General features: G+C 69.4%; 21 protein-coding genes and 1 rRNA gene. 16 read left to right on the top strand and 6 right to left on the bottom strand.

Features of this window, described 5'->3' with window-relative positions; genetic code table 11:
- Nucleotides 1-69 precede the first annotated feature (69 nt).
- The 5 genes from IXW21_RS18015 (at nt 70) to rocD (ending at nt 4163) form a co-directional block, all read left to right on the top strand.
- Nucleotides 70-534 (top strand): hypothetical protein, encoded by a 465-nt coding sequence (locus IXW21_RS18015; protein WP_228528752.1) that lies wholly within the window; start codon nt 70-72, stop codon nt 532-534.
- Nucleotides 534-764, top strand: coding sequence for a helix-turn-helix transcriptional regulator (locus IXW21_RS18010; protein WP_194765604.1), 231 nt, complete (start codon nt 534-536; stop codon nt 762-764). The genes IXW21_RS18015 and IXW21_RS18010 overlap by 1 nt, the downstream gene beginning before the upstream one ends.
- Nucleotide 765: 1 nt before the next feature.
- Nucleotides 766-1818 (top strand): NAD(P)-dependent alcohol dehydrogenase, encoded by a 1053-nt coding sequence (locus IXW21_RS18005; RefSeq protein ID WP_194765603.1) that lies wholly within the window; start codon nt 766-768, stop codon nt 1816-1818.
- Between the two features lie 216 nt (nt 1819-2034).
- Nucleotides 2035-2922 carry a dimethylargininase gene (gene ddaH / locus IXW21_RS18000; protein ID WP_194765602.1) on the top strand — a complete coding sequence of 296 codons (888 nt, stop codon included), beginning with the start codon at nt 2035-2037 and terminating at the stop codon, nt 2920-2922.
- Nucleotides 2919-4163: an ornithine--oxo-acid transaminase gene (gene rocD / locus IXW21_RS17995; RefSeq protein WP_228528751.1), complete on the top strand. Its 1245-nt coding sequence runs from the start codon at nt 2919-2921 to the stop codon at nt 4161-4163. Before ddaH ends, rocD begins: the two co-directional genes overlap by 4 nt.
- Before the next feature lie 169 nt (nt 4164-4332).
- Here rocD and IXW21_RS17990 read toward each other — a convergent pair whose 3' ends face one another.
- The 3 genes from IXW21_RS17990 to IXW21_RS17980 form a co-directional block, all read right to left on the bottom strand.
- Nucleotides 4333-4713, bottom strand: a complete 381-nt coding sequence (locus IXW21_RS17990; RefSeq protein WP_194765609.1) for a hypothetical protein — start codon at nt 4711-4713, stop codon at nt 4333-4335.
- An 86-nt stretch (nt 4714-4799) separates the two neighbouring features.
- Nucleotides 4800-6152, bottom strand: coding sequence for an MFS transporter (locus tag IXW21_RS17985; RefSeq protein ID WP_194765606.1), 1353 nt, complete (start codon nt 6150-6152; stop codon nt 4800-4802).
- A gap of 5 nt (nt 6153-6157) precedes the next feature.
- Complete coding sequence (locus IXW21_RS17980; RefSeq protein WP_194765601.1) at nt 6158-6598, bottom strand: MarR family winged helix-turn-helix transcriptional regulator; 441 nt, start codon at nt 6596-6598, stop codon at nt 6158-6160.
- Nucleotides 6599-6679: 81 nt separating this feature from the next.
- Between IXW21_RS17980 and IXW21_RS17975 the strand changes: the two genes are divergently transcribed.
- The 7 genes from IXW21_RS17975 to IXW21_RS17945 all read left to right on the top strand — a co-directional run bounded on the left by IXW21_RS17975 (nt 6680) and on the right by IXW21_RS17945 (nt 14134).
- A complete protein-coding gene (locus IXW21_RS17975; RefSeq protein ID WP_194765600.1) occupies nt 6680-7432 on the top strand; it encodes a copper homeostasis protein CutC in 753 nt (250 codons plus the stop codon).
- An 80-nt stretch (nt 7433-7512) separates the two neighbouring features.
- Complete coding sequence (locus IXW21_RS17970) at nt 7513-8367, top strand: alpha/beta fold hydrolase (RefSeq protein WP_194765599.1); 855 nt, start codon at nt 7513-7515, stop codon at nt 8365-8367.
- Between the two features lie 166 nt (nt 8368-8533).
- Entirely contained in the window at nt 8534-9274 is a 741-nt protein-coding gene (locus tag IXW21_RS18615; protein WP_323742316.1) for a DUF1684 domain-containing protein, read from the top strand.
- Between the two features lie 48 nt (nt 9275-9322).
- On the top strand, nt 9323-10372 hold the full coding sequence (locus tag IXW21_RS17960) for a lipoyl protein ligase domain-containing protein (protein WP_194765598.1): 1050 nt from the start codon (nt 9323-9325) through the stop codon (nt 10370-10372).
- The gene (locus IXW21_RS17955; protein WP_194765597.1) at nt 10351-11340 is read left to right on the top strand and encodes a DNA-methyltransferase; all 990 of its coding nucleotides are present in this window, start codon (nt 10351-10353) and stop codon (nt 11338-11340) included. The genes IXW21_RS17960 and IXW21_RS17955 overlap by 22 nt, the downstream gene beginning before the upstream one ends.
- Before the next feature lie 25 nt (nt 11341-11365).
- On the top strand, nt 11366-12832 hold the full coding sequence (locus IXW21_RS17950; RefSeq protein ID WP_194765596.1) for a carboxylesterase/lipase family protein: 1467 nt from the start codon (nt 11366-11368) through the stop codon (nt 12830-12832).
- 306 nt (nt 12833-13138) lie between these two features.
- Nucleotides 13139-14134: a hypothetical protein gene (locus IXW21_RS17945; RefSeq protein WP_194765595.1), complete on the top strand. Its 996-nt coding sequence runs from the start codon at nt 13139-13141 to the stop codon at nt 14132-14134.
- Nucleotides 14135-14321: 187 nt separating this feature from the next.
- Here IXW21_RS17945 and IXW21_RS17940 read toward each other — a convergent pair whose 3' ends face one another.
- The 3 genes from IXW21_RS17940 to IXW21_RS17930 are packed head-to-tail and all read right to left on the bottom strand — an operon-like array spanning nt 14322 to nt 16567.
- A complete protein-coding gene (locus tag IXW21_RS17940) occupies nt 14322-14669 on the bottom strand; it encodes a cupin domain-containing protein (protein ID WP_194765594.1) in 348 nt (115 codons plus the stop codon).
- Nucleotides 14666-16072: an NAD(P)/FAD-dependent oxidoreductase gene (locus tag IXW21_RS17935; protein WP_194765593.1), complete on the bottom strand. Its 1407-nt coding sequence runs from the start codon at nt 16070-16072 to the stop codon at nt 14666-14668. Before IXW21_RS17935 ends, IXW21_RS17940 begins: the two co-directional genes overlap by 4 nt.
- Nucleotides 16073-16099: 27 nt before the next feature.
- Nucleotides 16100-16567 (bottom strand): Lrp/AsnC family transcriptional regulator, encoded by a 468-nt coding sequence (locus tag IXW21_RS17930; protein WP_194765592.1) that lies wholly within the window; start codon nt 16565-16567, stop codon nt 16100-16102.
- Between the two features lie 174 nt (nt 16568-16741).
- Between IXW21_RS17930 and IXW21_RS17925 the strand changes: the two genes are divergently transcribed.
- The 4 genes from IXW21_RS17925 to IXW21_RS17910 form a co-directional block, all read left to right on the top strand.
- A complete protein-coding gene (locus tag IXW21_RS17925; protein ID WP_194765591.1) occupies nt 16742-17893 on the top strand; it encodes an ROK family transcriptional regulator in 1152 nt (383 codons plus the stop codon).
- Between the two features lie 15 nt (nt 17894-17908).
- Nucleotides 17909-18811 carry a ChbG/HpnK family deacetylase gene (locus IXW21_RS17920; RefSeq protein ID WP_194765590.1) on the top strand — a complete coding sequence of 301 codons (903 nt, stop codon included), beginning with the start codon at nt 17909-17911 and terminating at the stop codon, nt 18809-18811.
- A complete protein-coding gene (locus IXW21_RS17915) occupies nt 18808-20133 on the top strand; it encodes an MFS transporter (protein WP_194765589.1) in 1326 nt (441 codons plus the stop codon). The genes IXW21_RS17920 and IXW21_RS17915 overlap by 4 nt, the downstream gene beginning before the upstream one ends.
- Before the next feature lie 596 nt (nt 20134-20729).
- Nucleotides 20730-20926 (top strand): 16S ribosomal RNA (locus IXW21_RS17910); the annotation flags it as partial.

Here is a 20926-nt window from a genome sequence, read left to right as displayed (position 1 = left end):
GGCGGAGGGGGCGGGAACGGGGCGTCGTGTAAAGAATTCTTGACACGACGGATGCCTGGGCGTAGCCTGATGTCAAGAATCTTTGACACGGGAGGCATCATGGTCTACGAAGAGCGCAACGCGTGGGCGGGTCTCATCGTCGGCGTCCTCGTGATCGGCGGATACGTCGTGTCGGTGCTCCAACAGGCGTCCGGCCGGCCGGTGACCGAGGTCGACTGGCTCCCGCCGATGCTGTGGACGATCGGCCTCGGCATCGTGGCCACGATCGTGATCAGCATCGTGTGGGGGATCATCGCCGGTGCGAAGGATCCCGACGGTGTCGGGAAGTCCGACGTCCGCGACCGCGACATCAGCCGCATGGGCAGCCGTGTCGAACAGGCCTTCGTCGTCATCGCCGGGCTCGGGGTGATCGCCCTGTGTGCCGTCGGCGCCGACGTCTTCTGGATCGCGAACACCATGTTCGCCGGGTTCGCCGTCGCGGCGATGGTCGGCAGCGTCGCGCGGGTCGTCGCCTACCGGCGGGGTCTCGTCTGATGGTCAAGCCCACCCTCGTGTCCAACCGCATCCGCGCGCATCGCGAAGCCGCGGGACTCACGCAGGCCGAGCTCGCGCGCAGCATCGGCGTGACCAGGCAGACCCTCATCGCGATCGAGCAGGAGAAGTACTCGCCGACGCTCGAACTCGCGTTCCAGATCGCCCGCGCCTTCGGGGTCGGGCTCGACGATCTCTTCCAGTACCCCGAACCGACCGTGAAGGATGCCTGAGATGAGCGACACGAACCCCGTCGGCACGACGCCGCCACGCAGCATGCCCGCCTGGCGCCGCGAGACCTACGGCCCGGCGGACGGAGTCCGCCTCGAGCAGATCCCCGTGCCGGTTCCGCGACGCGGAGAGGCGCTGCTGCGCGTGCAGGCCACCGCGCTGAACGCCGGAGACGTGCGGCTCCTGCTCGGTGACCCCCTGCTGGTGCGCCCGGTGTTCGGCCTCACGAAGCCGAAGCATCCGGTGCGCGGGATGGAGGTCGCCGGCGAGGTGGTCGCCACCGGGCCGGCCGTCATCGGAGCCGAGGTCGGTGAGACGGTCGTGGGCGAGCTCGTCGGCGGCGGTGGACTCGCCGAGTATGTGGCGGTGCCGGCATCCCGTCTCGTGCCGATCCCGCCCGACGTGGGCGCCGAGGCGGCGGCGTGCCTTCCGGTCGCCGGCGGCACGGCCTGGCAGGCGCTCGACCTCGCCGGGGTGGGAATCGGAGCCGGCGACGACGGACGGGCTGCGGCCGGTCAGCGGGTGCTCGTGATCGGGGCATCCGGCGGGGTCGGCACGTTCGCCGTGCAGCTCGCGGCGTTGCGGGGTGCGGAGGTCTGGGCGGCGTGCGGCGACCGCAACGCGCGGCTCGTCGAGTACCTCGGCGCGGCGCGCACGTTCGACCATCGGCGTTCGCCGCTGTCGGAGCTGCCCGCAGCGCACTTCGACGCGGTGATCGACATCGCCGGTGGCACGGACCTCCGCGCGTTGCAGAGACTGCTGGTGCCGGGTGGAAGCGCCGTGCTCGTCACGGGCAACGGCGGGCACGTGCTCGGGCCGGTACCGCGGATGCTCGAGGCGTTCTCACGGTCGATCGGCTCGAAACGGCGCGTCCGACCGCTCGCGGCGACGCCTCGCCCCGAGGTGCTCGCGAAGCTGCTCGATCTCACCGCCGACGGTCGCCTCACGCCCGTCATCGAGCGCGAATACGGCTTCGACGACGCATCCGCCGCGCTCACCCACCTCGAAGCCGGTCATACGGTCGGCAAGCTCGTCGTCCGCGGCGCCTTCGAATAGCGCACTTGGCAGAATCTGCCGCCCCGAAACTGCCAAGTGAGCGATTCGAAGGCAGCAAAGGGGGGCGCTCTGGCGGCATCCAGGGGGCGGGTGACAGAATGGGATGCGGCGTGCTCGAGTCGCATCTTCCCCGCCGCCGACTCTCACCGAGCGGCGCGGGTCGAAGGACCGCCGGGCCCCTGGACAGCGTCCGCCGCATCCCGTTCGAGGAGCCCCATGTCTGTCGAAACCACTGCGTCGACGTCCGAGACCGCGACCCCGGTCCGCACCGCACACCACCGTCACTACCTGATGTGCGCGCCCTCGCACTTCACGGTGAACTACTCGATCAACCCGTGGATGGAGCCGTCGAAGCCCACCGACACCGCCCGGGCCGTCGAGCAGTGGCAGAAGCTGCACGACCTGTACGTCGAGCTCGGCCACGAGGTCGAGCTGATCGAGCCCCTCGCGGGCTTCCCCGACATGGTCTACACCGCGAACGGCGGGTTCCTGATCGACGGCCGCGCCTACGCGCCGAAGTTCCGCTTCGTCGAGCGTCAGGGTGAGGCTCCGGCCTTCGCCGACTGGTTCCGCGCCGCCGGGTACGACACGGTCATCCCCGAAGAGGTCAACGAGGGCGAGGGCGACTTCCTGCTCGTCGGCGACGTGATCCTCGCGGGCACGGGCTTCCGCTCGACCGGAGACAGCCACCGCGAGGTCGGCGAGGTCTTCGGTCGCGAGGTCGTGTCGCTCACCCTCGTCGACCCTCGCTTCTATCACCTCGACACCGCCATCGCCGTGCTCGACCCGGTGCAGGGCATTGAGAACGGCGGCCCCGAGCGCGCCAACATCGCCTACCTGCCCGGTGCGTTCGACGACGCGAGCCGCGCGATCCTCGAGGAGCGCTTCCCCGAGGCGATCCTCGTGTCCGACGAGGACGGCTCGGTCTTCGGCCTCAACTCGGCGAGCGACGGCTACAACGTGATCATCTCGCCGCGCGCGACGGGCTTCGAGAAGCAGCTGCGCGAGCGCGGCTACAACCCGATCATGATCGACCTGTCCGAGCTGCTGCTCGGCGGCGGCGGCATCAAGTGCTGCACGCTCGAACTGCGGGGCCGGTCATGACCCTTCGACAGGCTCAGGGACCCATCGACGCCGGCACCGACGCTGCCGGCACCGACGCCGAGGTCACAGCCGAGCCGCACGTCGCGCACAACTACCACCCGCTGCCCGTCACGATCGCCCGCGGTGAGGGCGCCTGGGTGACGGATGCCGAAGGCAAGCGCTACCTCGATCTGCTCGCCGCCTACTCGGCGGTGAACTTCGGCCACCGGCATCCGGAGATCGTCGCGGCTCTCACCGAGCAGCTCGGCCGCGTCGCGCTCACGAGCCGTGCGTTCATGAGCGATCGCCTCGAGCCCTTCGCCGCCGCACTCGCGAGCCTCGCGGGCAAGGACATGGTGCTGCCCATGAACACGGGCGCCGAAGCCGTCGAGACGGGCATCAAGGTCGCCCGCGCGTGGGGCTACCGCGTCAAGGGCATCGTCGAGGGCAGGGCGCGCATCATCGTCGCTGCCGGCAACTTCCACGGCCGCACCACCACGATCGTGAGCTTCAGCGACGACCCCGAGGCGCGGGCGGACTTCGGTCCGTACACGCCCGGCTTCGATGTGGTCCCTTACGGCGATGCGGATGCCGTCGCCGCAGCGATCACCGAAGACACCGCCGCCGTGCTGATCGAGCCCATCCAGGGCGAGGGCGGTGTGGTGATCCCGCCGGAGGGCTACCTGCGCCGCATCCGCGAGATCTGCGACGAGAAGAACGTGCTGTTCATCGCCGACGAGATCCAGTCGGGACTCGGTCGGGTCGGCGAGACGTTCGCGTGCGATCGCGAGGGCGTCGTGCCCGACCTGTACCTGCTGGGCAAGGCGCTTGGCGGGGGGATCCTGCCGGTCTCGGCTGTGGTGGGGAACACCGATGTGCTCGGTGTCATCCGGCCCGGCGAGCACGGATCGACGTTCGGCGGCAACCCGCTCGCCGCGGCCGTGGGGCTGCGTGTAGTCGAGATGCTCGAGTCGGGGGAGTTCCAGGAGCGGGCCCGCGCGCTCGGCGAGCACCTCGCCGCAGCTCTCGCGCCGCTCATCGGCCACGGCATCACCGAAGTGCGCATCGCCGGCCTGTGGGCGGGTGTCGACATCGACCCGGCCAAGGGCACGGGTCGCGAGATCGCCGAGAAGCTGCTCGACCGGGGCGTGCTCGTCAAGGACACGCACGGTCAGACGATCCGCATCGCTCCGCCGATCGTGATCCGCGCGACCGAGCTCGACTGGGCCGTCGAGCAGTTGAAGCTGGTGCTCGGCGCCTGAGCGCTGTGAGAGCGCGATCCCGCCGGCGTGGCTGCGGCTCTGGCACACGTGAGAGGACGATCCGCCGAGCGGTCTGACCGACCGTCTGCGGATCGTCCTCTGATCCTCCGATCATCACGACCCGGCGCACCACCCGCCCCCCTGGGTACCGGCGCGCTCGCGTCGTGTCTCAGGCCGGAGCGTCGTCCGGGTCGAGGGTGCGCAGCGTGTCGCGCTCGACATCGTTGTCGGCCGTCAGCTGCTCCTCGGTGTTCTCATCGCCGCCGAGTGCGGCCTCGCGGTCGGGGCTCGCATCGCCCTGGATCGCCCCGCGGGGTGATTCGCCGTGCGAGCTGTCGCCCTGGATCGCGCCACCCTGCGCCGCGCCCTGGGCGTTTCCGTCCTGCGCTTCGCCCTGGATCGCACCGCGCGCGGCATCGCCGTGCGAGCTGTCTCCCTGAATGGCCCCGCCCTGGGTCGATCCCTGAGCGTTGCCGTGCAGTTCGTCACGCTCGGCGGATCCCTCGGCCGGCTCTTCGGAGTGCGGGGTGCGTCCTGTGTTCTGGTCCATGCTGCGACGTTACGACTGCCTCCGCCGCGCGTGGAGGGCATTGACAAACCGCGCACCGGTGATCAGCGGGTGTGATCGCGCCGCGCTCAGCGGATCGGTTCGTCGTCTCGGGTGGTGCGGATCGGCGTCGTGATGGCGGCCTCGTCGCTGAACTCCACCGGCTCGGGCCGCCGCACGGCCTCCGCCTCGATCACGTCGAGCGGCCGGGTCTCGTCGAGCGTCATCAGGAACCGGCTGTTCTCGGCGCGGTGCAGGCGGCCCGAGGTGAAGACCCAGATCGCCCCGATCGCGCACGCGACGAATCCGGCGGTGCCGCCGAGCATGATCGCGCTGCGCGGGCCGAACGCGTCGGCCACCCATCCCGCGATCGGGGCGCCCACCGGGGTCGATCCCATGATGACCGCCATGTACAGCGCGAGCACACGCCCGCGCAGCGCCGGCGCCGTGGTCATCTGCACGTAACCGTTCGCGGTCGTCAGCAGGGTCACGATCATGAACCCGGTGAACGTCAGGGTGACGGCGTAGCTCACGTAGGTCGGCATCGCCGCCGACACGAACGCGGCGATGCCGAAGCCGCCGGCCGCGAAGATCACGACGCGCACGCGGGCGCGGTCGCGCCGGGCGGCGAGCAGAGCCCCGGCGAGTGATCCGATCGCCAGCACCGAGCTGAGGATGCCGTAGCCGTCGGCCCCCGCGCCGAACTCGAGTGCCATCGTCGAGGCGAAGATCGGGAAGTTCATGCCGAAGGCACCGATCAGGAAGACGGTCACGAACACGACGCGCAGGTCGCTGCGGCCCCACACGTACCGGAACCCTTCGGCGAGGCCGCCGGGGCGGCGGTTCTTCGGCCTCGGGGCGAGCTGGCCGGTGCGCAGCATCAGCAGAGCGATGAGCATCGCGAGGAACGTCACGGCGTTCGCGATGAACACCCACCCCGATCCGATCGCGACGATCAGCAGACCGCCCACGGCCGGTCCGATCATGCGGGCCAGGTTGAAGGATGCCGAGTTCAGCGCCACCGCGTTCGACGTGTCACCCGACGAGACCATGTCCGACACGAACGCCTGCCTGGCGGGGGCGTCGAACGCGTTCACGACGCCGAAGGCGGCGGCGAAGCCGAACATCATCGGCAGGGTCATGACGTCGTTCAGCAGCAGCACGCCCACCGCGATCGCGAGCAGCAGCAGCGAGGTCTGGGTGGCGAGCAGGATCTTCCGCCGCTCGAAGCGATCGGCCACCCATCCGGTCAGGCTCACGAGCACGAGCGGAGGCCCGAACTGCAGCGCCATCGTCACGCCCATCGCCGCCGCGTCGTTGTCGGTCAGCTCGGTCAACACGACCCAGTCCTGCGCGGTGGCCTGCATCCAGCCGCCGATGTTCGAGACGAGGGCCCCGGCGAACCAGATGCGGTAGTTGATGTTCGCGAACGACCGGAACATGGCGCTCATCGGTCGACCACCTTGCGCATCAGGGCGCTCGCTTCGCGCAGCGTCGCGAGCTCCGTCTCGGTGAAGTCGAGCTCGCCGAGCATCTCGGCGAGTGCCTCGTCGCGACGCTGGATGGTCTGGGCGACGATCGCGATCCCCGCATCCGTGATGTCGACCTGCACCCGGCGCCGGTCCTCGGCGTCGGGGGTGCGCACGACGAGACCCTGCTCTTCGAGGCCGTTGACCATGTTCGTCATCGACGGCGCGGTGACGCGCTCACGCTCGGCGAGAGCGGTGATGGTGCGTCGACCGTGCATGCGCAGGGTGGCGAGCACGGCGAGCTGGGCATCGCTCATGGCGTCGACGGCGCGGACGCAGCGAAGGCGCCGGGCGAGCCGGAAGGTGGCCATGCGCAGATCTGTCGCGGTGAGCTGGAGGGAATCATCGGGCACAGACATTACTTAGCCAGTCTAAGTAATTTCCCGCGCGAGGGGAAGGGCGTGGCGGATCAGGGGTGCCCGACAGTCCAGAATGGACCCATGACACGACCCGTCGCCCTCGAGATCGCCGTGCAGGACCCCACCGGAGTGCGCATCGCCGGCGCGGTCGGCGCCGCACGCGTCGAACTCGCCCAGGCCCTCGCGCTCGGCGGCCTCACCCCCTCGCCTGCCACGCTCGAGCTGTCGATCGACGCAGCCCGTGCCGTGGGGCCCGAGGTGCACGTGCTGATCCGTCCGCGTGCGGGCGGCTTCGTCTACACCGCCGACGAGATCGCGGTCGCCGAGAACGATGTGCGCAGGGCGATCGCGGCCGGCGCCGACGGTGTCGTGATCGGCGCGCTGGGTGACGACGGGCTGCTCGACATCCCGGCGATGCGCCGCCTGCGCGACGCCGCGGGCGGTGCATCCGTCACCCTGCACCGCGCCATCGACGTGACCGTCGACCCCGTCGCGACCCTCGCCACCGCGCGCTCGCTCGGCCTCCGTCGGGTGCTCACCTCGGGTGGCGCCTCGGTCGCGATCGACGGCGTCGACACCCTGCGTGCCCTGGTCGCCGAGGCTGCGGGCGAGATCGAGATCATGGCGGGGAGCGGAGTGGATGCCGCGAGCGCCCGCGCGCTCATCGAGACCGGCATCGACGCGCTGCACTTCTCCGCCAAGCGCACGGTCGTGGACGACGACAGCCGGGCGCGGGGCGGGGTGCGCATGGGATCGGCCTCCGACGGCGTCGGGGGCTACGAGGTCACCGACCTCGAGATCGCGCAGAGCATGGTCGACGCGCTGGTGCACTGACGCGCTGCGACACTCGTGCACTGACGCGCTGCGACACTCGTGCACTGACGCGCTGAACCTCTCGTCAGTAGTGTGGGTGCGTGACGGATACGCGCGAGTTCACGGATGCCCACGGCATCGCCATCGTCTACGACGTGCACCCCGCGGCGGGTGACGCCCGCGGAGTCGTGCAGCTGCTGCACGGGGTGGGCGAGCACGCGGGCCGTTACGGCGCCCTGATCGCCGCCCTGACTCAGGCCGGCTTCATCGTGTACGCCGACGATCACCGCGGTCACGGTCGCACCGGCATCCGCCAGCACGGAGGTCCCGCGAAGCTCGGGCGCCTGGGCAAGGGCGGTCTGACGGCGGCCAAGGATGCGATCTGGCAGCTCACCGGCATCATCAAGGATGAGCATCCCGATCTGCCGCTCGTGCTGCTCGGACATTCGTGGGGGTCGTTCCTCGCGCAGATGCTGGTGAACGAGCATCCCGAAGCTTGGGATGCAGTGATCCTCTCCGGCTCGGCGCTGCGGATGCCGGGTTCGCTCAACGCCGCGCCGCTGAACGCCCGCTGGGCGGGCCCCGACGCCACCGGTCTCGAGTGGCTGAGCCGCGACCCGGCCGTGTGGACCCAGTTCGACGAGGACCCGCTCACCACCGACGAACCGCTGCTCAAGCTCTTCGGTCCGATCGAGGCCGCCAAGCTCTACGGGCGCCCGCGCAAGAACCTCGGCCGCGACATCCCGATGCTCCTGCTCGTCGGTCGCGACGACTCGGTCGGCGGCCCGCGCAGCGTGCACAAGCTCGCCGACGAGTACCGCACCCGATCGGGACTCACCGACGTCACGACGCTGGTGTACCCGGATGCTCGGCACGAGATCTTCGCTGAGCTGCAGCAGGACGAGGTCCGAGCCGACGTGCTGTCGTGGCTCGACGCGCACATCCCCGCACGCTGAGCTGCCCACTCGTTCTCGCTCCCGCACGCTCGCGCGCGTCCGCGCGCGTCCGCGCGCGTCCGCGTGTTACGCCCCGTGAACGGGTGTTACAGCGGGTGAATCCGCGTGACGTCTTCGCGGCATATCGGCCTTCTCTCCGCATAGATTCGCGGCGAGAGGGAGGTGCGTGGTGGGTTTCACAGACGACTGGCGGGCATGGCATGAGTCGCGTGAGCGATACGCCGGGGCGGAGTACGGCCCTGCCGCGCTCGAGTCGACGAACTGGCTCATCACCGAGCCGGCCGCGGTGGAGGGGGTTCCGGGTCTGTGGGCGCTCACCGGCGACGGGGGCATCCGCGGCAGCGATCTCGGTGCGGGCGGATCGGTGGTCACGCTGCGGGGTGGCGAGACGCTGCGGCTGGGTCGGCGAGAGCTGAGGGTGTTCGATCGGAGGGGCTCGGTGGCGCTGCGGGTGTTCAATCCCCGGCGACGCGAGCGCGAGCACTTCAGCGCGATCGACGCATATCCGCCGCGGGAGGGGTGGCGGATCCCTGCGTCGTTCGAGCCGACGCCGGGCGAGACGATCACGATCACCGCGATCGACGGTCAGGTGGCCGAGTCGGACCTCGCCGGACGCCTGCACTTCGAGCTCGACGGCATCCCGCTCGCGCTGCACGTGACCCGCACCCCGCAGGGCGGTCTGACCGCAGTGTTCGCCGACGGGACGAACGGCATCGAGACCTATCGCTTCCGGTTCCTGCCCATCGACGAACCGGGTGCCGACGGGTCGGCGGTCATCGACTTCAACCGCGCGTACCTTCCCCCATGCGCGTTCTCCGATCAGTACCTGTGCCCGCAGCCACCGGCCGGCAACCGCTACTCGCTGCCGATCCGGGCCGGCGAGCGTGCCGTCGTGCTCGGCGGCTGAGCGCGCAGCCTCCGCGCCGCCGGGCACCCTGCGCCTTAAGCTGTAACCGTGCACGGTGAATACAAGGTTCCAGGAGGAAAGCTCGTCGTCGTCGATCTCGACGTCGAAGACGGCAGGATCGCCCGCTTCCGGCTCGCCGGCGACTTCTTCCTCGAACCCGATACGGCGCTCGACGACATCGACGCGGCGGTGACCGGGCTGCCGGTCGAATCGGATGCCACGGCCATCGCCGCCGTGGTCCGCGGCGCGCTGCCCGAGGGAGCCCAGCTGCTCGGGTTCACGCCCGAAGCCGTCGGCACCGCGGTGCGCCGCGCGCTGGTGACCGCACCCGGGTGGAACGACTTCGACTGGGAGATCGTGCACGAGAAGGCGGTCTCGCCGCGCATGAACCTCGCGCTCGACGAGGTGCTCACCTCGCGCGTCGGTGAAGGGCGTCGCCGCCCCACCCTGCGCATCTGGGAGTGGGACCAGTCGGCCGTCGTCATCGGCTCGTTCCAGTCGTACCGCAACGAGGTCGACCCCGAGGGGGCCGCGCGACACGGATTCGACGTCGTGCGCCGCATCTCGGGCGGTGGCGCGATGCTCATGGCCGCGGGCCAGATCATCACCTACTCGCTGTACGTGCCGGCATCGCTCGTGCAGGGTATGACCTTCGCCGACTCCTACGCGTTCCTCGACGACTGGGTGCTGCAGGCCCTGCGCTCGCTCGGGATCGACGCGATCTATCAGCCGCTCAACGACATCGCCAGCTCGTCGGGCAAGATCGGCGGAGCCGCGCAGAAGCGCCTCGCCAACGGGGGAGTGCTGCACCACGCGACCCTTTCGTACGACATCGACGGCCAGATGATGACCGAGGTGCTGCGCATCGGCCGCGAGAAGCTCAGCGACAAGGGCACGACGTCGGCCGCGAAGCGCGTCGATCCGCTGCGCAGCCAGACCGGTCTCGCGCGCGCCGAGATCATCGAGCGCTTCACAGACACCTTCCGGTCGCTGACCTCTGCCGAGGACGGCACGATCACCCCCGACGAGTACGCCGATGCCGAGGCGCTGGTGGAGTCGAAGTTCGCCACCGACGCATGGCTGCACCGGGTTCCGTGATCGACGACCCGGGAGCCCTCGGCCCCGGGTCCGTCTCGATCATCCAGGGAGACAACCTCGCCGTCGCGGCGACGCTGCCCTCGGCATCGTTCACACTCGTGTACCTCGATCCGCCCTTCAACACCGGGCGCACGCAGGAGCGACAGGTCGTCACCGCGCGACGCACATCCACTATTCAGCATGAGTCCGATGCCGACGACGAGGGCGGCGCGGCATCCCGGGGTTCGAGTGCCGGGGCGGCCTCACTCGTGCTGAGTTCTGAACCGGCGGCGGCGCCGGCCGAGGTGCGGCACGGCTTCCACGGGCACGAGTACGAGCGCGTGCGCGGCATGCTGCGCACCTACGACGACCGGTTCGACGACTACGGCGCGTTCCTCATGCCGCGGCTCGAAGAGGCGTGGCGCCTGCTGGCCGACGACGGCACCCTCTACCTGCACCTCGACTACCGTGAGGCCCACTACGCCAAGGTCATGCTCGACGCAGTGTTCGGCCGAGACAGCTTCCTCAACGAGCTCATCTGGGCCTACGACTACGGAGCGAAGTCGCGACGTCGGTGGCCCACCAAGCACGACACGATCCTCGTGTACGTCAAGAATCCGCGCGAATACGTGTTCAACAGCGACGATGTCGACCGGGAGCCGTACATGGCGCCGGGCCTCGTCACCGCCGAGAAGGCGGCTCGCGGCAAGCTGCCCACCGATGTCTGGTGGCACACGATCGTGCCGACGACCGGACGCGAGAAGACCGGATACCCGACGCAGAAGCCCGAGGGCATCCTGCGCCGGATCGTGCGGGCATCCAGCCGGCCCGGCGACCGGGTGCTCGACCTCTTCGCCGGCAGCGGCACGACCGGCGCGGTCGCCTCGGCTCTCGGCCGCGATGCGGTGCTCGTCGACGACAACCCCGCGGCGGTGCGCGTGATGACCGAGCGGATGCCGCACGCCGCGGTGACCCGCGTCGGCGAGTAGGCGGGGGCCACAACGGAAGGCAGTCATGACCGATTTCGTCGAAGTGCAGACCGCCGCAGGCCGGGTGCGCGGGCGCTGGCGCCCGACCACGGGAGGGAGAGGAGCTCCCCGATCGGCGGCGTTCCTGGGCATCCCGTTCGCGGAGCCTCCGACCGGCGACCTGCGGTTCCAGGCGCCGGTGCCCAAGGCGCCGTGGGAGGGCGTGCTCGACGCGCTCGAGTTCGCCGCGACCGCGCAGCGGGGCGACCCCGGTGTGACGCTGATCCCCGAACCGAGCGTCGAGGGCGACTCGACGCTGAATGTCAACGTCTTCACACCCGATCCGACGGCATCGGGACTCCCCGTGCTCGTCTGGATCCACGGCGGCGGGTACTTCGCCGGCTCACCTGCGAGTCCCTGGTACGACGGGCGCAACTTCACCCGCGACGGCATCGTCACCGTCTCGATCTCGTACCGCCTCGGGTTCGACGGCTTCGGCTGGATCGAGGATGCGCCGTCGAACCGCGGGGTGCGCGACTGGCTGCTGGCTCTCGAATGGGTGCAGCAGAACATCGGCGCGTTCGGGGGAGACCCGAGCCGCGTGACGATCGCCGGCCAGTCCGCCGGCGGCGGCGCCGTGCTGACGCTGCTCGGCATGGAGAAGGCGCAGCACCTGTTCCACGGCGTGTACACGATCTCGGGTGCGCTCGGAGACGTGTCCGCGGTCCGCGCCGAGGCGTTCGGGCTGGCGCTCGCCGCGTCGGCTGGTGTGCCACCGACCGTCGCCGGACTCTCGACGCTGTCGGAGGATCGTCTGCTCGCGCTGCAGAAGAAGGCCACTCAGCTCGGGCCGTCCTCGATGACGACCGTGATCGACGAAGGGCTGCCGCTCGGCCCCGCCATCGACGGCGATCTACTGCCGCGCCCGACCCGAGAGTCGCTGCGCGCCGGCATCGGTGCCGACAAGCCACTCGTGATCGGCGCCACCGACGACGAATTCACGATGGCGTTCGCCGGCGGGGCGGCGAAGGCTCTGCGCTGGGTCCCGCAGTCCGTGCTGCTGAACAGGTTCGGTGTGCCCAAGCGCATCCGCGCCGAGTATCTCGCCGCCAACGCCGAGATCGTGCGTCTCGGCAAGGCGCGTCTCGCGGGCCGGGTGTTGACAGATCGGATGTTCCGCACCACCGTGCCGCGCATCGCGGCCGACCGTGCCGACGCCCCCACCTGGCTCTACCGCTTCTCGTGGCCCTCCGGCCGCTTCGGTTTCGCGGAGCACTGCCTCGACGTGCCGTTCTTCTTCGATTGCCTCGACGGCCCGGCGATGGAAGCCCTCGCAGGGCCGAACCCGCCGCAGACGCTGGCGGACGAGGTGCACGGCGCTGCGGTGTCCTTCATCACCACGGGCGACCCGGGCTGGCCGTTGCGTGAGGGGGACGCCGGGATCGTGCGGGTCTTCGACGAGCCCACCCGCGACGTCGCCGATGCGTACGCCTCGGTGCGGGCGCTGCTCTGACGCTCTCTGCCGTCTGCTCTCTGCTCGCTGCGCTCTGCCGTCCGCTCTTCCACTCTCCCACTGAGTTGGCACCTGTTGCCGGAATGTCTCCCGGATAGCGGCTCCGGGTGCCAGTTGTGTGTGGTTAGGCCCGCATGGGGTGGCACCTGTTGCCGGAATATCTCCCGGATAGCGACGCCGGGCGCCAGTTGTGTGTGGTGCGACCTGGCGCTCACTCTTCGTGCACAGATGCCCGATCCGACGGGTCGTTCACAGTGGGCGGTGCGCCCGTCCGGGATCGAGGTCACCCGCAGGCACCATCGCCTCATGTCGCGTCGTCCCACACCTCTCCCCGCCTCGCTCGGACACGTCTTCACGCCGGAACAGGCGCGCGCCGCCGGGGTGAGCGCACGCCGACTCCGAGCGCAGGACCTCGAGCACCCCCACCGCGGGCTGATCGTCGCCCCGGCGCCGGCTGCCGAGGGCGACACGATGCGCGTAGAACACGAGGATGCGCCGCTGGCCCGCGACCGGGCCCAGCGCGCGGACATGCGCCGCCGGGCCGAGCTGTACCGGCCACTCATGGTGCGCCATGCGTTCTTCGTCGGTCGAACGGCCGCGGGATTCTGGGAGCTGCCCGTCGACTGCTCGGGCGAGCTCGAAGTGGGGGTCACAGCTCCGCATCGCGCTCCACGACGTTCCGGCATCGGAGGACGCCAGGTCGCCGCGACGCTCGTGTCGGTGCGTCAGCTCGACGGATTCGCTGTGGCGAGCCCGGCATCCACGTGGGCCATGCTGGCGACGGAGCTGTCGGTACGCGAACTCGTGCAGGTAGGCGATGCGCTCGTGCGCGTCCCGAGGGATGACCATGCACGATTGAGGCGGGATCGCGGGCTGTGCTCCATCGAGCAGCTGCGCGCCGCGATCCACGCCGGGCGACGGCACGGCTCGTCGCGTCTTCGAGCGGCGATCGACGACATCCGCGTGGGGAGCGCATCGCCGTTGGAGACCGACTGCCGTCTCGACGCCGCAATCGACGGTCTTCCGGAACCGGTTCTCGATGTCGAGATCCGTGATGCCCGGGGTCGCCTTCTCGGTGTGACCGAAATCGCCTACCCGGAGTTCAGAGTGCTCGTCGAAGTCGAGGGGGACCATCACCGCACGTCACGCGCGCAGTGGCACCGTGACATCGAGAAGTACGCCGCCTACGCCATCGAGGGATACGAGGTCGTTCGGCTCACGTCCGATCACATTCGAGGGCCGCATCCGACGGCGAGCGGGCTCATCCGCGATGCGCTGCTGCGCCGTGGCTGGCGCGGGTGAGATCGCGGGCGTTGTGAGTTGGCGCCCGTTGTCGGAAATCGGGCTCGTATCCGGCAACAGGTGCCACATTGAGTGTTGGCAATGGTGGGCAGTTGGCACCTGTTGTCGGAATGCCTCGCGGATAGCGGCAACAGGTGCCACATGAAGTGCTCCCGAGAGGGGAGGGTAGCTGGGAGCACAGGCACCCTCAGGCGATGTAGATCTTGCGCAGCGTCTCGGTGACCGTCCACGCGGTGCGCTGGCCCTCGGCCAGACGGACGACCGAGCCCGGCCCGACCTCGATCGCGGGCAGTGCCGGTTCGACGAACTCGATTCTGGCATGACCCGAGAGCACGACGAAGACCTCGTCGACCTCGGTGTCGGATGCCGTGCCCGGCGTCATCTCCCAGATGCCGACCTCGACGCCGCCGATCGTCGCCAGATCGTGCACCGCCGTCGTCGGCGCACCGATGATCACCTCGTCAGTCGGCAACGGCTCATGCGCGAGGGGCGCCGCACCGGCATCCACTCCCTCGCCGGGCGCGAGCCCGCTCACGAGTCGAATCCCATGCCGACCGCGTCGAGCGTCTTGAGAAACAGGTTGCGCTTGCCCTCGTTGTGGTCGGCCTGGTTCATCGCCGCGCGGACGAGGTTGACGCCGATCGAGGCGACGGGCTCGGGCGGGAAGGGGATCGGCTTCTCGCGCACCATCGCGAGCTCGGTGCGCTCGGTGGGCTCGCCCGACAGCTTGTCGAGCATGACGTCGGCGGCGAAGCGGGCGGCGCCGACGCCGAGTCCCGTGAACCCCGTCGCGTAGGCCACCCGTCCCTTGCGGGCGGTGCCGAAGAACGCGCAGAAGCGGCTCGACGAGTCGATGGCTCCGGCCCAGCGGTGCGTGAAGCGCAGGCCCTCGAGCTGCGGGAACGTCGTGAAGAAGTGCGAGGCCAGCTTGCGGTGGCTCTCGGCGCGGTCCTCGTACTCGGGGCGCACCTTGCCGCCGAAGTGGTAGACGGCATCGTATCCGCCGAAGAGGATGCGGTTGTCTGCGGTGAGCCGGTAGTAGTGGAACTGGTTGGCGCTGTCGGCGAGGCCCTGCCGGTGCGACCAGCCGATCGAGGCGAGCTGCTCGTCTGTCAGCGGTTCGGTCATCAGCACGTAGTCGTAGACGGGAACGGTCATCAGGCGGTTGCGTGTGAGCAGCGAGGGGAAGACGTTGGTGGCCAGCGCCACGGCATCCGCGTTCACCCTGCCGCCATCGCGCGTGACGAGCGTGATCGCCCCCGATCCGTCGCCGATGATCTCGCGCACGAGGGACTGCTCGTAGATCTCGACGCCCAGATCGGCGGCGACGCGCGCCAGCTCCAGACCGAGCTTGGCCGGATGCACGAGTGCGGTGCTGTCCCGCTCCCAGGCCCCGGCGAGGAACGTGTCGGAGTGCACCTCTGCCTGAACGGCCTCGCGGTCGAGGAACCCCTCCTCCTCGCGCAGCCACTCGACCTGATGCGGCTCGACCGCGACGGCCAGCTGACCGGTGCGCTCGAACTCGACGTCCATGCCGTATCGCTTCACGGTCTCCTCGATGCCGTCGAGGTTCTCGATCCCCAGCTCTTCGAGGCGATCGATCTCGTCGGGCCAGCGCGTCAGACCGTTCTCATGACCGTGCGTCAGACTCGCCTCGCAGAATCCGCCGTTGCGCCCCGAGGCAGCCCACGCGATCCGCGACGCCTCGAGCAGCACGACGCGGCGGTCGGGGTCGCGCTCCTTCGCCCGCACGGCCGTCCACAGGCCGGCATATCCGCCGCCGACGATCGCGAGGTCGGCTGTCACCGTGCCGGTCAATGCCGGGTGCGAGACGCGCTCGACGTCGTCGAGCCAGAACACGCGGAACGCCGTGTCGCGCAGCGAGGCGTCGATAACGGCATCCGCGGGGCGGCGACGTTCGAAGACCGTGGTTCCCATGCTGTTCTCCTGCTCTCCGCTCGCGCCTCAGCGCGTGCCCCAGTTGTAGAGGTCTTTGTAGAGGCCGGCGTAGAGCAGGCTCTCGGTGTGGGTCACACCCGGGATCGTGCGGACGCGCGTGGCGATGAGGTCGAGCAGATCGGCATCGCTCTCGCACACCGCCTCGACGAGGATGTCGAAGGTGCCGAGGGTCGCGACCACGTAGGCCAGCTCGGGGATCTTCGTCAGCTGCTCGGCGACGAGACGCGGATCCCCGGTCACACGGATGCCGATCATCGACATGCGGTGGAAGCCCAGCTGCATGGGGTCGGTGACGGCGACGATCTGGATGATGCCGGCCTCGGTCATGCGCTGCACCCGCTGCCGCGCCGCGGCCTCGCTGAGGCCGACCTCGCGGCCGATCTCGGCGTACGGACGGCGACCGTCCTCCTGCAGCAGTTCGATGATGCGCTTCGAGATGTCATCCAGGGCCGGCTGCTTGCGGGGAGTGCTCATGTGACGATATTGACAGCCGTAGCGCTGTCTGGCAACAGATTCCATCGTTTTGTGCACAGGATGTCGACGTATTCGTGGCCACCGATGGCGACGCCGATGAGCGGATGCAGGAGCCTCTCGACCAGTGAGACGCGATGTGTCATGCTGGGCGAGCATCGAGTCCGGGGGATCACCATGGCACGACCACTCGCAGGTCCGCAGACGCTGCTGCGCACGTTGAACGGCCGGGCGATCCTCGAGACGCTCGCGCGCCGGGGGCCGCTCACGCGCGCGGAGCTGATGGCCGAGACCGGGCTCTCGCGCACGGCGGTCACGCAGGTGCTTCGGATGCTCGAGGGATCGGCGGCCGTCGCTCCGGCCGGCGTCGATCGCGAGACGCGGGGTCCCGCAGCGGGTCGCGTCGCGCTGCATCCCCACCTCGGGTTCGCCGCCGCCGTGCACGTCGACGGTCAGGGGGCGCACGTCGTGCTGGTCGATCCGACGGGCGCGGTGCGCGCCGAGGATCATGCCTCGCTGCCGCCGCACGTCGATCGTGTCGAAGTCATCGCCGAGGCCGTCGAGCGGTGTCTTCGCTCGGTCACCGGGCCCCTGCGCCTCGTGGTGGCCGGCGTCCCCGGAATCGTGACGGCCGACGGCGGCATCCGCGATGACCAGGGCCCTGATGGCGGGGCCTTCCGCTGCGCCCTCTCGACCCGCCTCGGGTGCTCCGTGCGCGTCGAGAACGACGTGAACCTCGCCGCGCTCGCCGAGCTCACGGCCGGGTCGGGAGCGTCGCTCGCCAGTTTCGCGCTGCTGCTGCTCGACGAGGGCCTCGGCGCCGGCATCGTGATCGACGGCTCTCTGCACCGCGGATTCTCCGGCGTGGCCGGCGAGGTCATGTACCTGCCGCAGACGCCGGTGCCCATCGGCGCCCCGGTGCTCAGCGACGATGTCGTCTCCGACCTCGCCCTCGCGCACGGGCGCGACCCAAAGGATCCGATCGCTCGTCACCTCGATGCGGCGGCTCAGGGCGATGCGCCCGCCCAGGCCATGGTCGCCGAGATGGCGCGGCGCCTCACGCTGGTCGCGGGCACCATCGCGCTCGTGCTGGACCCCGAAGCGTTCATCCTGGCGGGCACGGCGGCGCATCCGGCGCTCGTCGACGCCGTCGCGCGAGAGGCGGAAGAGCTCGCCGCGCGTCTGCCCCTGCGGTTCCTCGTCTCGTCCTTCGGCCCCGAAGCCCCTCTCGTCGGAGCGGTCGGCGAGGCGGGCGCGGCGCTCCGGGCCACGGTCTTCGCGCAGCTCGTCCCCTCGGTCGAGCGGCCTCCCGTCGCTCGCAGGGCATAGGCGGCAGGACAGCGCATGACGTCGGATCTCGTGAAGCGACTCGGACTCGGCCCCGGCACCAGGGCCGTGATCATCAACGCGGATGACTTCGGCATGTGCCATGCGGCGAACTCCGCGGTGTCGGGCCTGCTCGATGCAGGCGACATCGACTCCGCCACAGTGATGGTGCCCTGCGCGTGGGCCCCCGAGGCGTTGGCATTCGCCGCGGCGCGCACCGATCTCGACGTCGGCGTGCACCTCGTGCTCACGAGCGAGTGGACCGACTACCGCTGGCGTCCGCTGACCGGCACGGCTACCACGCTCGTCGATCAGGCCGGATACTTCCCGGCGGGGGCGGTCGCCGTCGAGCAGCAGGCCTCGGTCGACGACGTCGCCGCCGAGATCGCCGCGCAGCTGCAGGCGGCGCTCGCCGCGGGCGTCGACGTCACGCACCTCGACAACCACATGGGTTCGCTCTACGGGCTGCTCACCGGGCGCGATTTCCTCGCCCCGGTGCTCGCTCTCGCCGCCCGTCACGGACTCCCGTTCCGCCTGCCGAGGGTGATCGAGGGAGCGGATGCCGCGCTGAGGCGCCGTCTCGAGCAGGCCGGCGCCGCGGCCGACGCACTCGGCGTCGAGATCGTCGACCGGCTGTGGACGCATCCGTTCGAGGAGGTCCCCGGCGAGAGCTACGAGCAGGTGCGGGATGGGTTCCTGGCTCTGCTGCGAGAGGTTCCCGCCGGCGTGACCGAGATCTACCTGCACCCCATGGTCGACGACGACGAACTGCGGGCGGTCGTCGACTTCGCCGCGGTGAAACGCGGGCAGGAGCTGCGCCTTCTCGCCGACCCGCTCGTGCGGCAGGTCATCGCCGACGAGGGACTCGTGCGCATCGGGTGGCGTGCTCTGCGTGATCTGCAGAGGAGCGCGGTCGCATGACCTCGCCGGTCCTGCGCCTGCGTGAGCGCCGGTTGGACGGCGCCCCGACCCGCGCCCAGACGATCGCGTTCGGCGCCTCGGGCTTTCCGACGCAGCTCATGGCGCAGACCTTCTCGGCGTTCGTCGTGTACTTCTACGTCACCCACCTGGGGGTCGCCCCCGCCTGGATCGCCGGTGCCCTGATCGCGCACGGAGTGCTGAGCGCGGTGCTGAACCCGGTGGTGGGGGCGCTCTCCGACCGCATCCGCACGCCCTGGGGGCGCCGCATCCCCTGGATCGGTCTCGGCATCGTGCCGCTCGTGGTCGCATTCGCTCTGGTGTGGATGCCACCGGCGCTGCCGACCGGCGGGCTCATCGTCTGGTTCCTCGTCGCGGTCGCCGTGTACGACATCGCGTTCGTGGTGGTGGTGCTCAACATCTCGGCGCTGTTCCCCGAGATCTTCCGCACGACGCAGGAGAGAGCGCGGGGCAACGTGCCGCGCCAGGTGTTCGCGATCCTCGGCATGGTGCTGGGGACCGCCGGTGCCCCGGCGCTCTACGGGTGGATCGGCTGGGCGGGGATGGCGATCGTGCTCTCGGCCGTCTGCCTGGCCCTGCTCGCGTGGTCCTTCTTCGGCGGGATGATCGAACGGCGGGTGCCGGAGGCCGCATCCGAGGCCATGAGGTGGAGCGCGCAGCTGACGTACACCTTCCGCAACCGCGCGTTCGTGCCCTACGTGCTCGGCTCGCTCTTCATGCAGACGGCGATCGCGGTGATCCTGGCGGGTCTGCCGTTCTACGTCCGCTACTCGCTGCGTGCCGCCGAGGGGCAGGGCAGTGCGCTGCTCGGAGCGATCTTCGTCACGGCGATCCCGTCGATCGTGCTGTGGAGTGCCGTCGTGCGCCGCACGACTCCGCGCGCCGCGCTGCTGTGGAGCGTGGCGGTGTTCGGGCTCGCGGTGCTCGGGTACCTGCTGCCCGTGAGCGTGCTGGCTGCCGCGATGGTCGGAGTGGGCGTCGGTGTGGGTGTCGGGGGACTGCTGCAGCTGCTCGAGGTCGTGCTCGCCCAGATCATCGATGACGATGCGATGCGCACCGGCCACCGGCGAGAGGGCGCGTACTTCGGGGTGAACGGTTTCGTGGTGCGCGGATCCGTGGTGCTGCAGGCAGTGGTGGTCGCCGTGGTGCTGACGGTCTCCGGTTTCGATGCCTCGCTGGGGGAGGGGCAGCCCGAGTCGGTGGATGCCGGCATCCGGGTCATGGTGGCCGTGGTTCCTCTGGTGTTCAGTGCGCTGGCATGGCTCTGCTTCTTCGCGTATCCCATCCGCACGCAGGACGTGTGATCCGCCGCCGACCGTGCGACACGCCCGGCGGATCGCGATGATTTGCCGGATCCCCGGGATCCGCGTAACTTATTACTTGTTCGCCCCACAGGGAAGCGGAGAGGCCGAGAGCCTTACCCCCCTCAAGCGGAGAACCACCTCCAACTGATCAGCTCCTCGGAGCGGATCACAGACACACTTCTGTCTGACCTGGAGCTTCCACCTCGGAGAAACAGTCGATTTGACAGCGACTCCGAAGCGGATAAGCTAGTGAAGTTGCCTCGGAGCGCTAAGCCCGAAGCCGCAGATCTGGTTCTGAGCTTTCCGGCGTGTCGATTTGACAGCCTGAAAGACACAGATAAGATAGAGAAGTTGCCCTGCGGGCCTGGTTGTGATGACTGGGTCGTGGGAGCATCCGATCCTTGAGAACTCAACAGCGTGCACTTGTCAAATGCCAAATAACCTCGATTCAGCTTCGGCTGGATGAGATTCCTTTGGATCAAAGACCAACTCCTCCCGGGGGGTTGGCAATGGATGAAGTCAGCAATGAATTTGTCTCTTTGGTCAGCATCAAACTCGCTGCGTCATCGTTTTCCCGGTGTCGTATGCATTTCTTTTTTACGGAGAGTTTGATCCTGGCTCAGGATGAACGCTGGCGGCGTGCTTAACACATGCAAGTCGAACGGTGAACACGGAGCTTGCTCTGTGGGATCAGTGGCGAACGGGTGAGTAACACGTGAGCAACCTGCCCCTGACTCTGGGATAAGCGCTGGAAACGGCGTCTAATACTGGATACGAACCACGAAGGCATCTT

Origin of the sequence: Microbacterium sp. UFMG61 (genome assembly GCF_015354505.1) — a bacterium.
Lineage (GTDB): Bacteria > Actinomycetota > Actinomycetes > Actinomycetales > Microbacteriaceae > Microbacterium.
This window is presented reverse-complemented; position numbering and strand designations above follow the sequence as displayed.

Coding starts and splice junctions, on each gene's coding strand:
- IXW21_RS18015 (WP_228528752.1), top strand. CDS start 70: ATGTCAAGAATCTTTGACACGGGAGGCATCATGGTCTACGAAGAGCGC.
- IXW21_RS18010 (WP_194765604.1), top strand. CDS start 534: ATGGTCAAGCCCACCCTCGTGTCCAACCGCATCCGCGCGCATCGCGAA.
- IXW21_RS18005 (WP_194765603.1), top strand. CDS start 766: ATGAGCGACACGAACCCCGTCGGCACGACGCCGCCACGCAGCATGCCC.
- ddaH (WP_194765602.1), top strand. CDS start 2,035: ATGTCTGTCGAAACCACTGCGTCGACGTCCGAGACCGCGACCCCGGTC.
- rocD (WP_228528751.1), top strand. CDS start 2,919: ATGACCCTTCGACAGGCTCAGGGACCCATCGACGCCGGCACCGACGCT.
- IXW21_RS17990 (WP_194765609.1), bottom strand. CDS start 4,713: ATGGACCAGAACACAGGACGCACCCCGCACTCCGAAGAGCCGGCCGAG.
- IXW21_RS17985 (WP_194765606.1), bottom strand. CDS start 6,152: ATGTTCCGGTCGTTCGCGAACATCAACTACCGCATCTGGTTCGCCGGG.
- IXW21_RS17980 (WP_194765601.1), bottom strand. CDS start 6,598: ATGTCTGTGCCCGATGATTCCCTCCAGCTCACCGCGACAGATCTGCGC.
- IXW21_RS17975 (WP_194765600.1), top strand. CDS start 6,680: ATGACACGACCCGTCGCCCTCGAGATCGCCGTGCAGGACCCCACCGGA.
- IXW21_RS17955 (WP_194765597.1), top strand. CDS start 10,351: ATGGCTGCACCGGGTTCCGTGATCGACGACCCGGGAGCCCTCGGCCCC.
- IXW21_RS17950 (WP_194765596.1), top strand. CDS start 11,366: ATGACCGATTTCGTCGAAGTGCAGACCGCCGCAGGCCGGGTGCGCGGG.
- IXW21_RS17945 (WP_194765595.1), top strand. CDS start 13,139: ATGTCGCGTCGTCCCACACCTCTCCCCGCCTCGCTCGGACACGTCTTC.
- IXW21_RS17935 (WP_194765593.1), bottom strand. CDS start 16,072: ATGGGAACCACGGTCTTCGAACGTCGCCGCCCCGCGGATGCCGTTATC.
- IXW21_RS17930 (WP_194765592.1), bottom strand. CDS start 16,567: ATGAGCACTCCCCGCAAGCAGCCGGCCCTGGATGACATCTCGAAGCGC.
- IXW21_RS17925 (WP_194765591.1), top strand. CDS start 16,742: ATGGCACGACCACTCGCAGGTCCGCAGACGCTGCTGCGCACGTTGAAC.
- IXW21_RS17920 (WP_194765590.1), top strand. CDS start 17,909: ATGACGTCGGATCTCGTGAAGCGACTCGGACTCGGCCCCGGCACCAGG.
- IXW21_RS17915 (WP_194765589.1), top strand. CDS start 18,808: ATGACCTCGCCGGTCCTGCGCCTGCGTGAGCGCCGGTTGGACGGCGCC.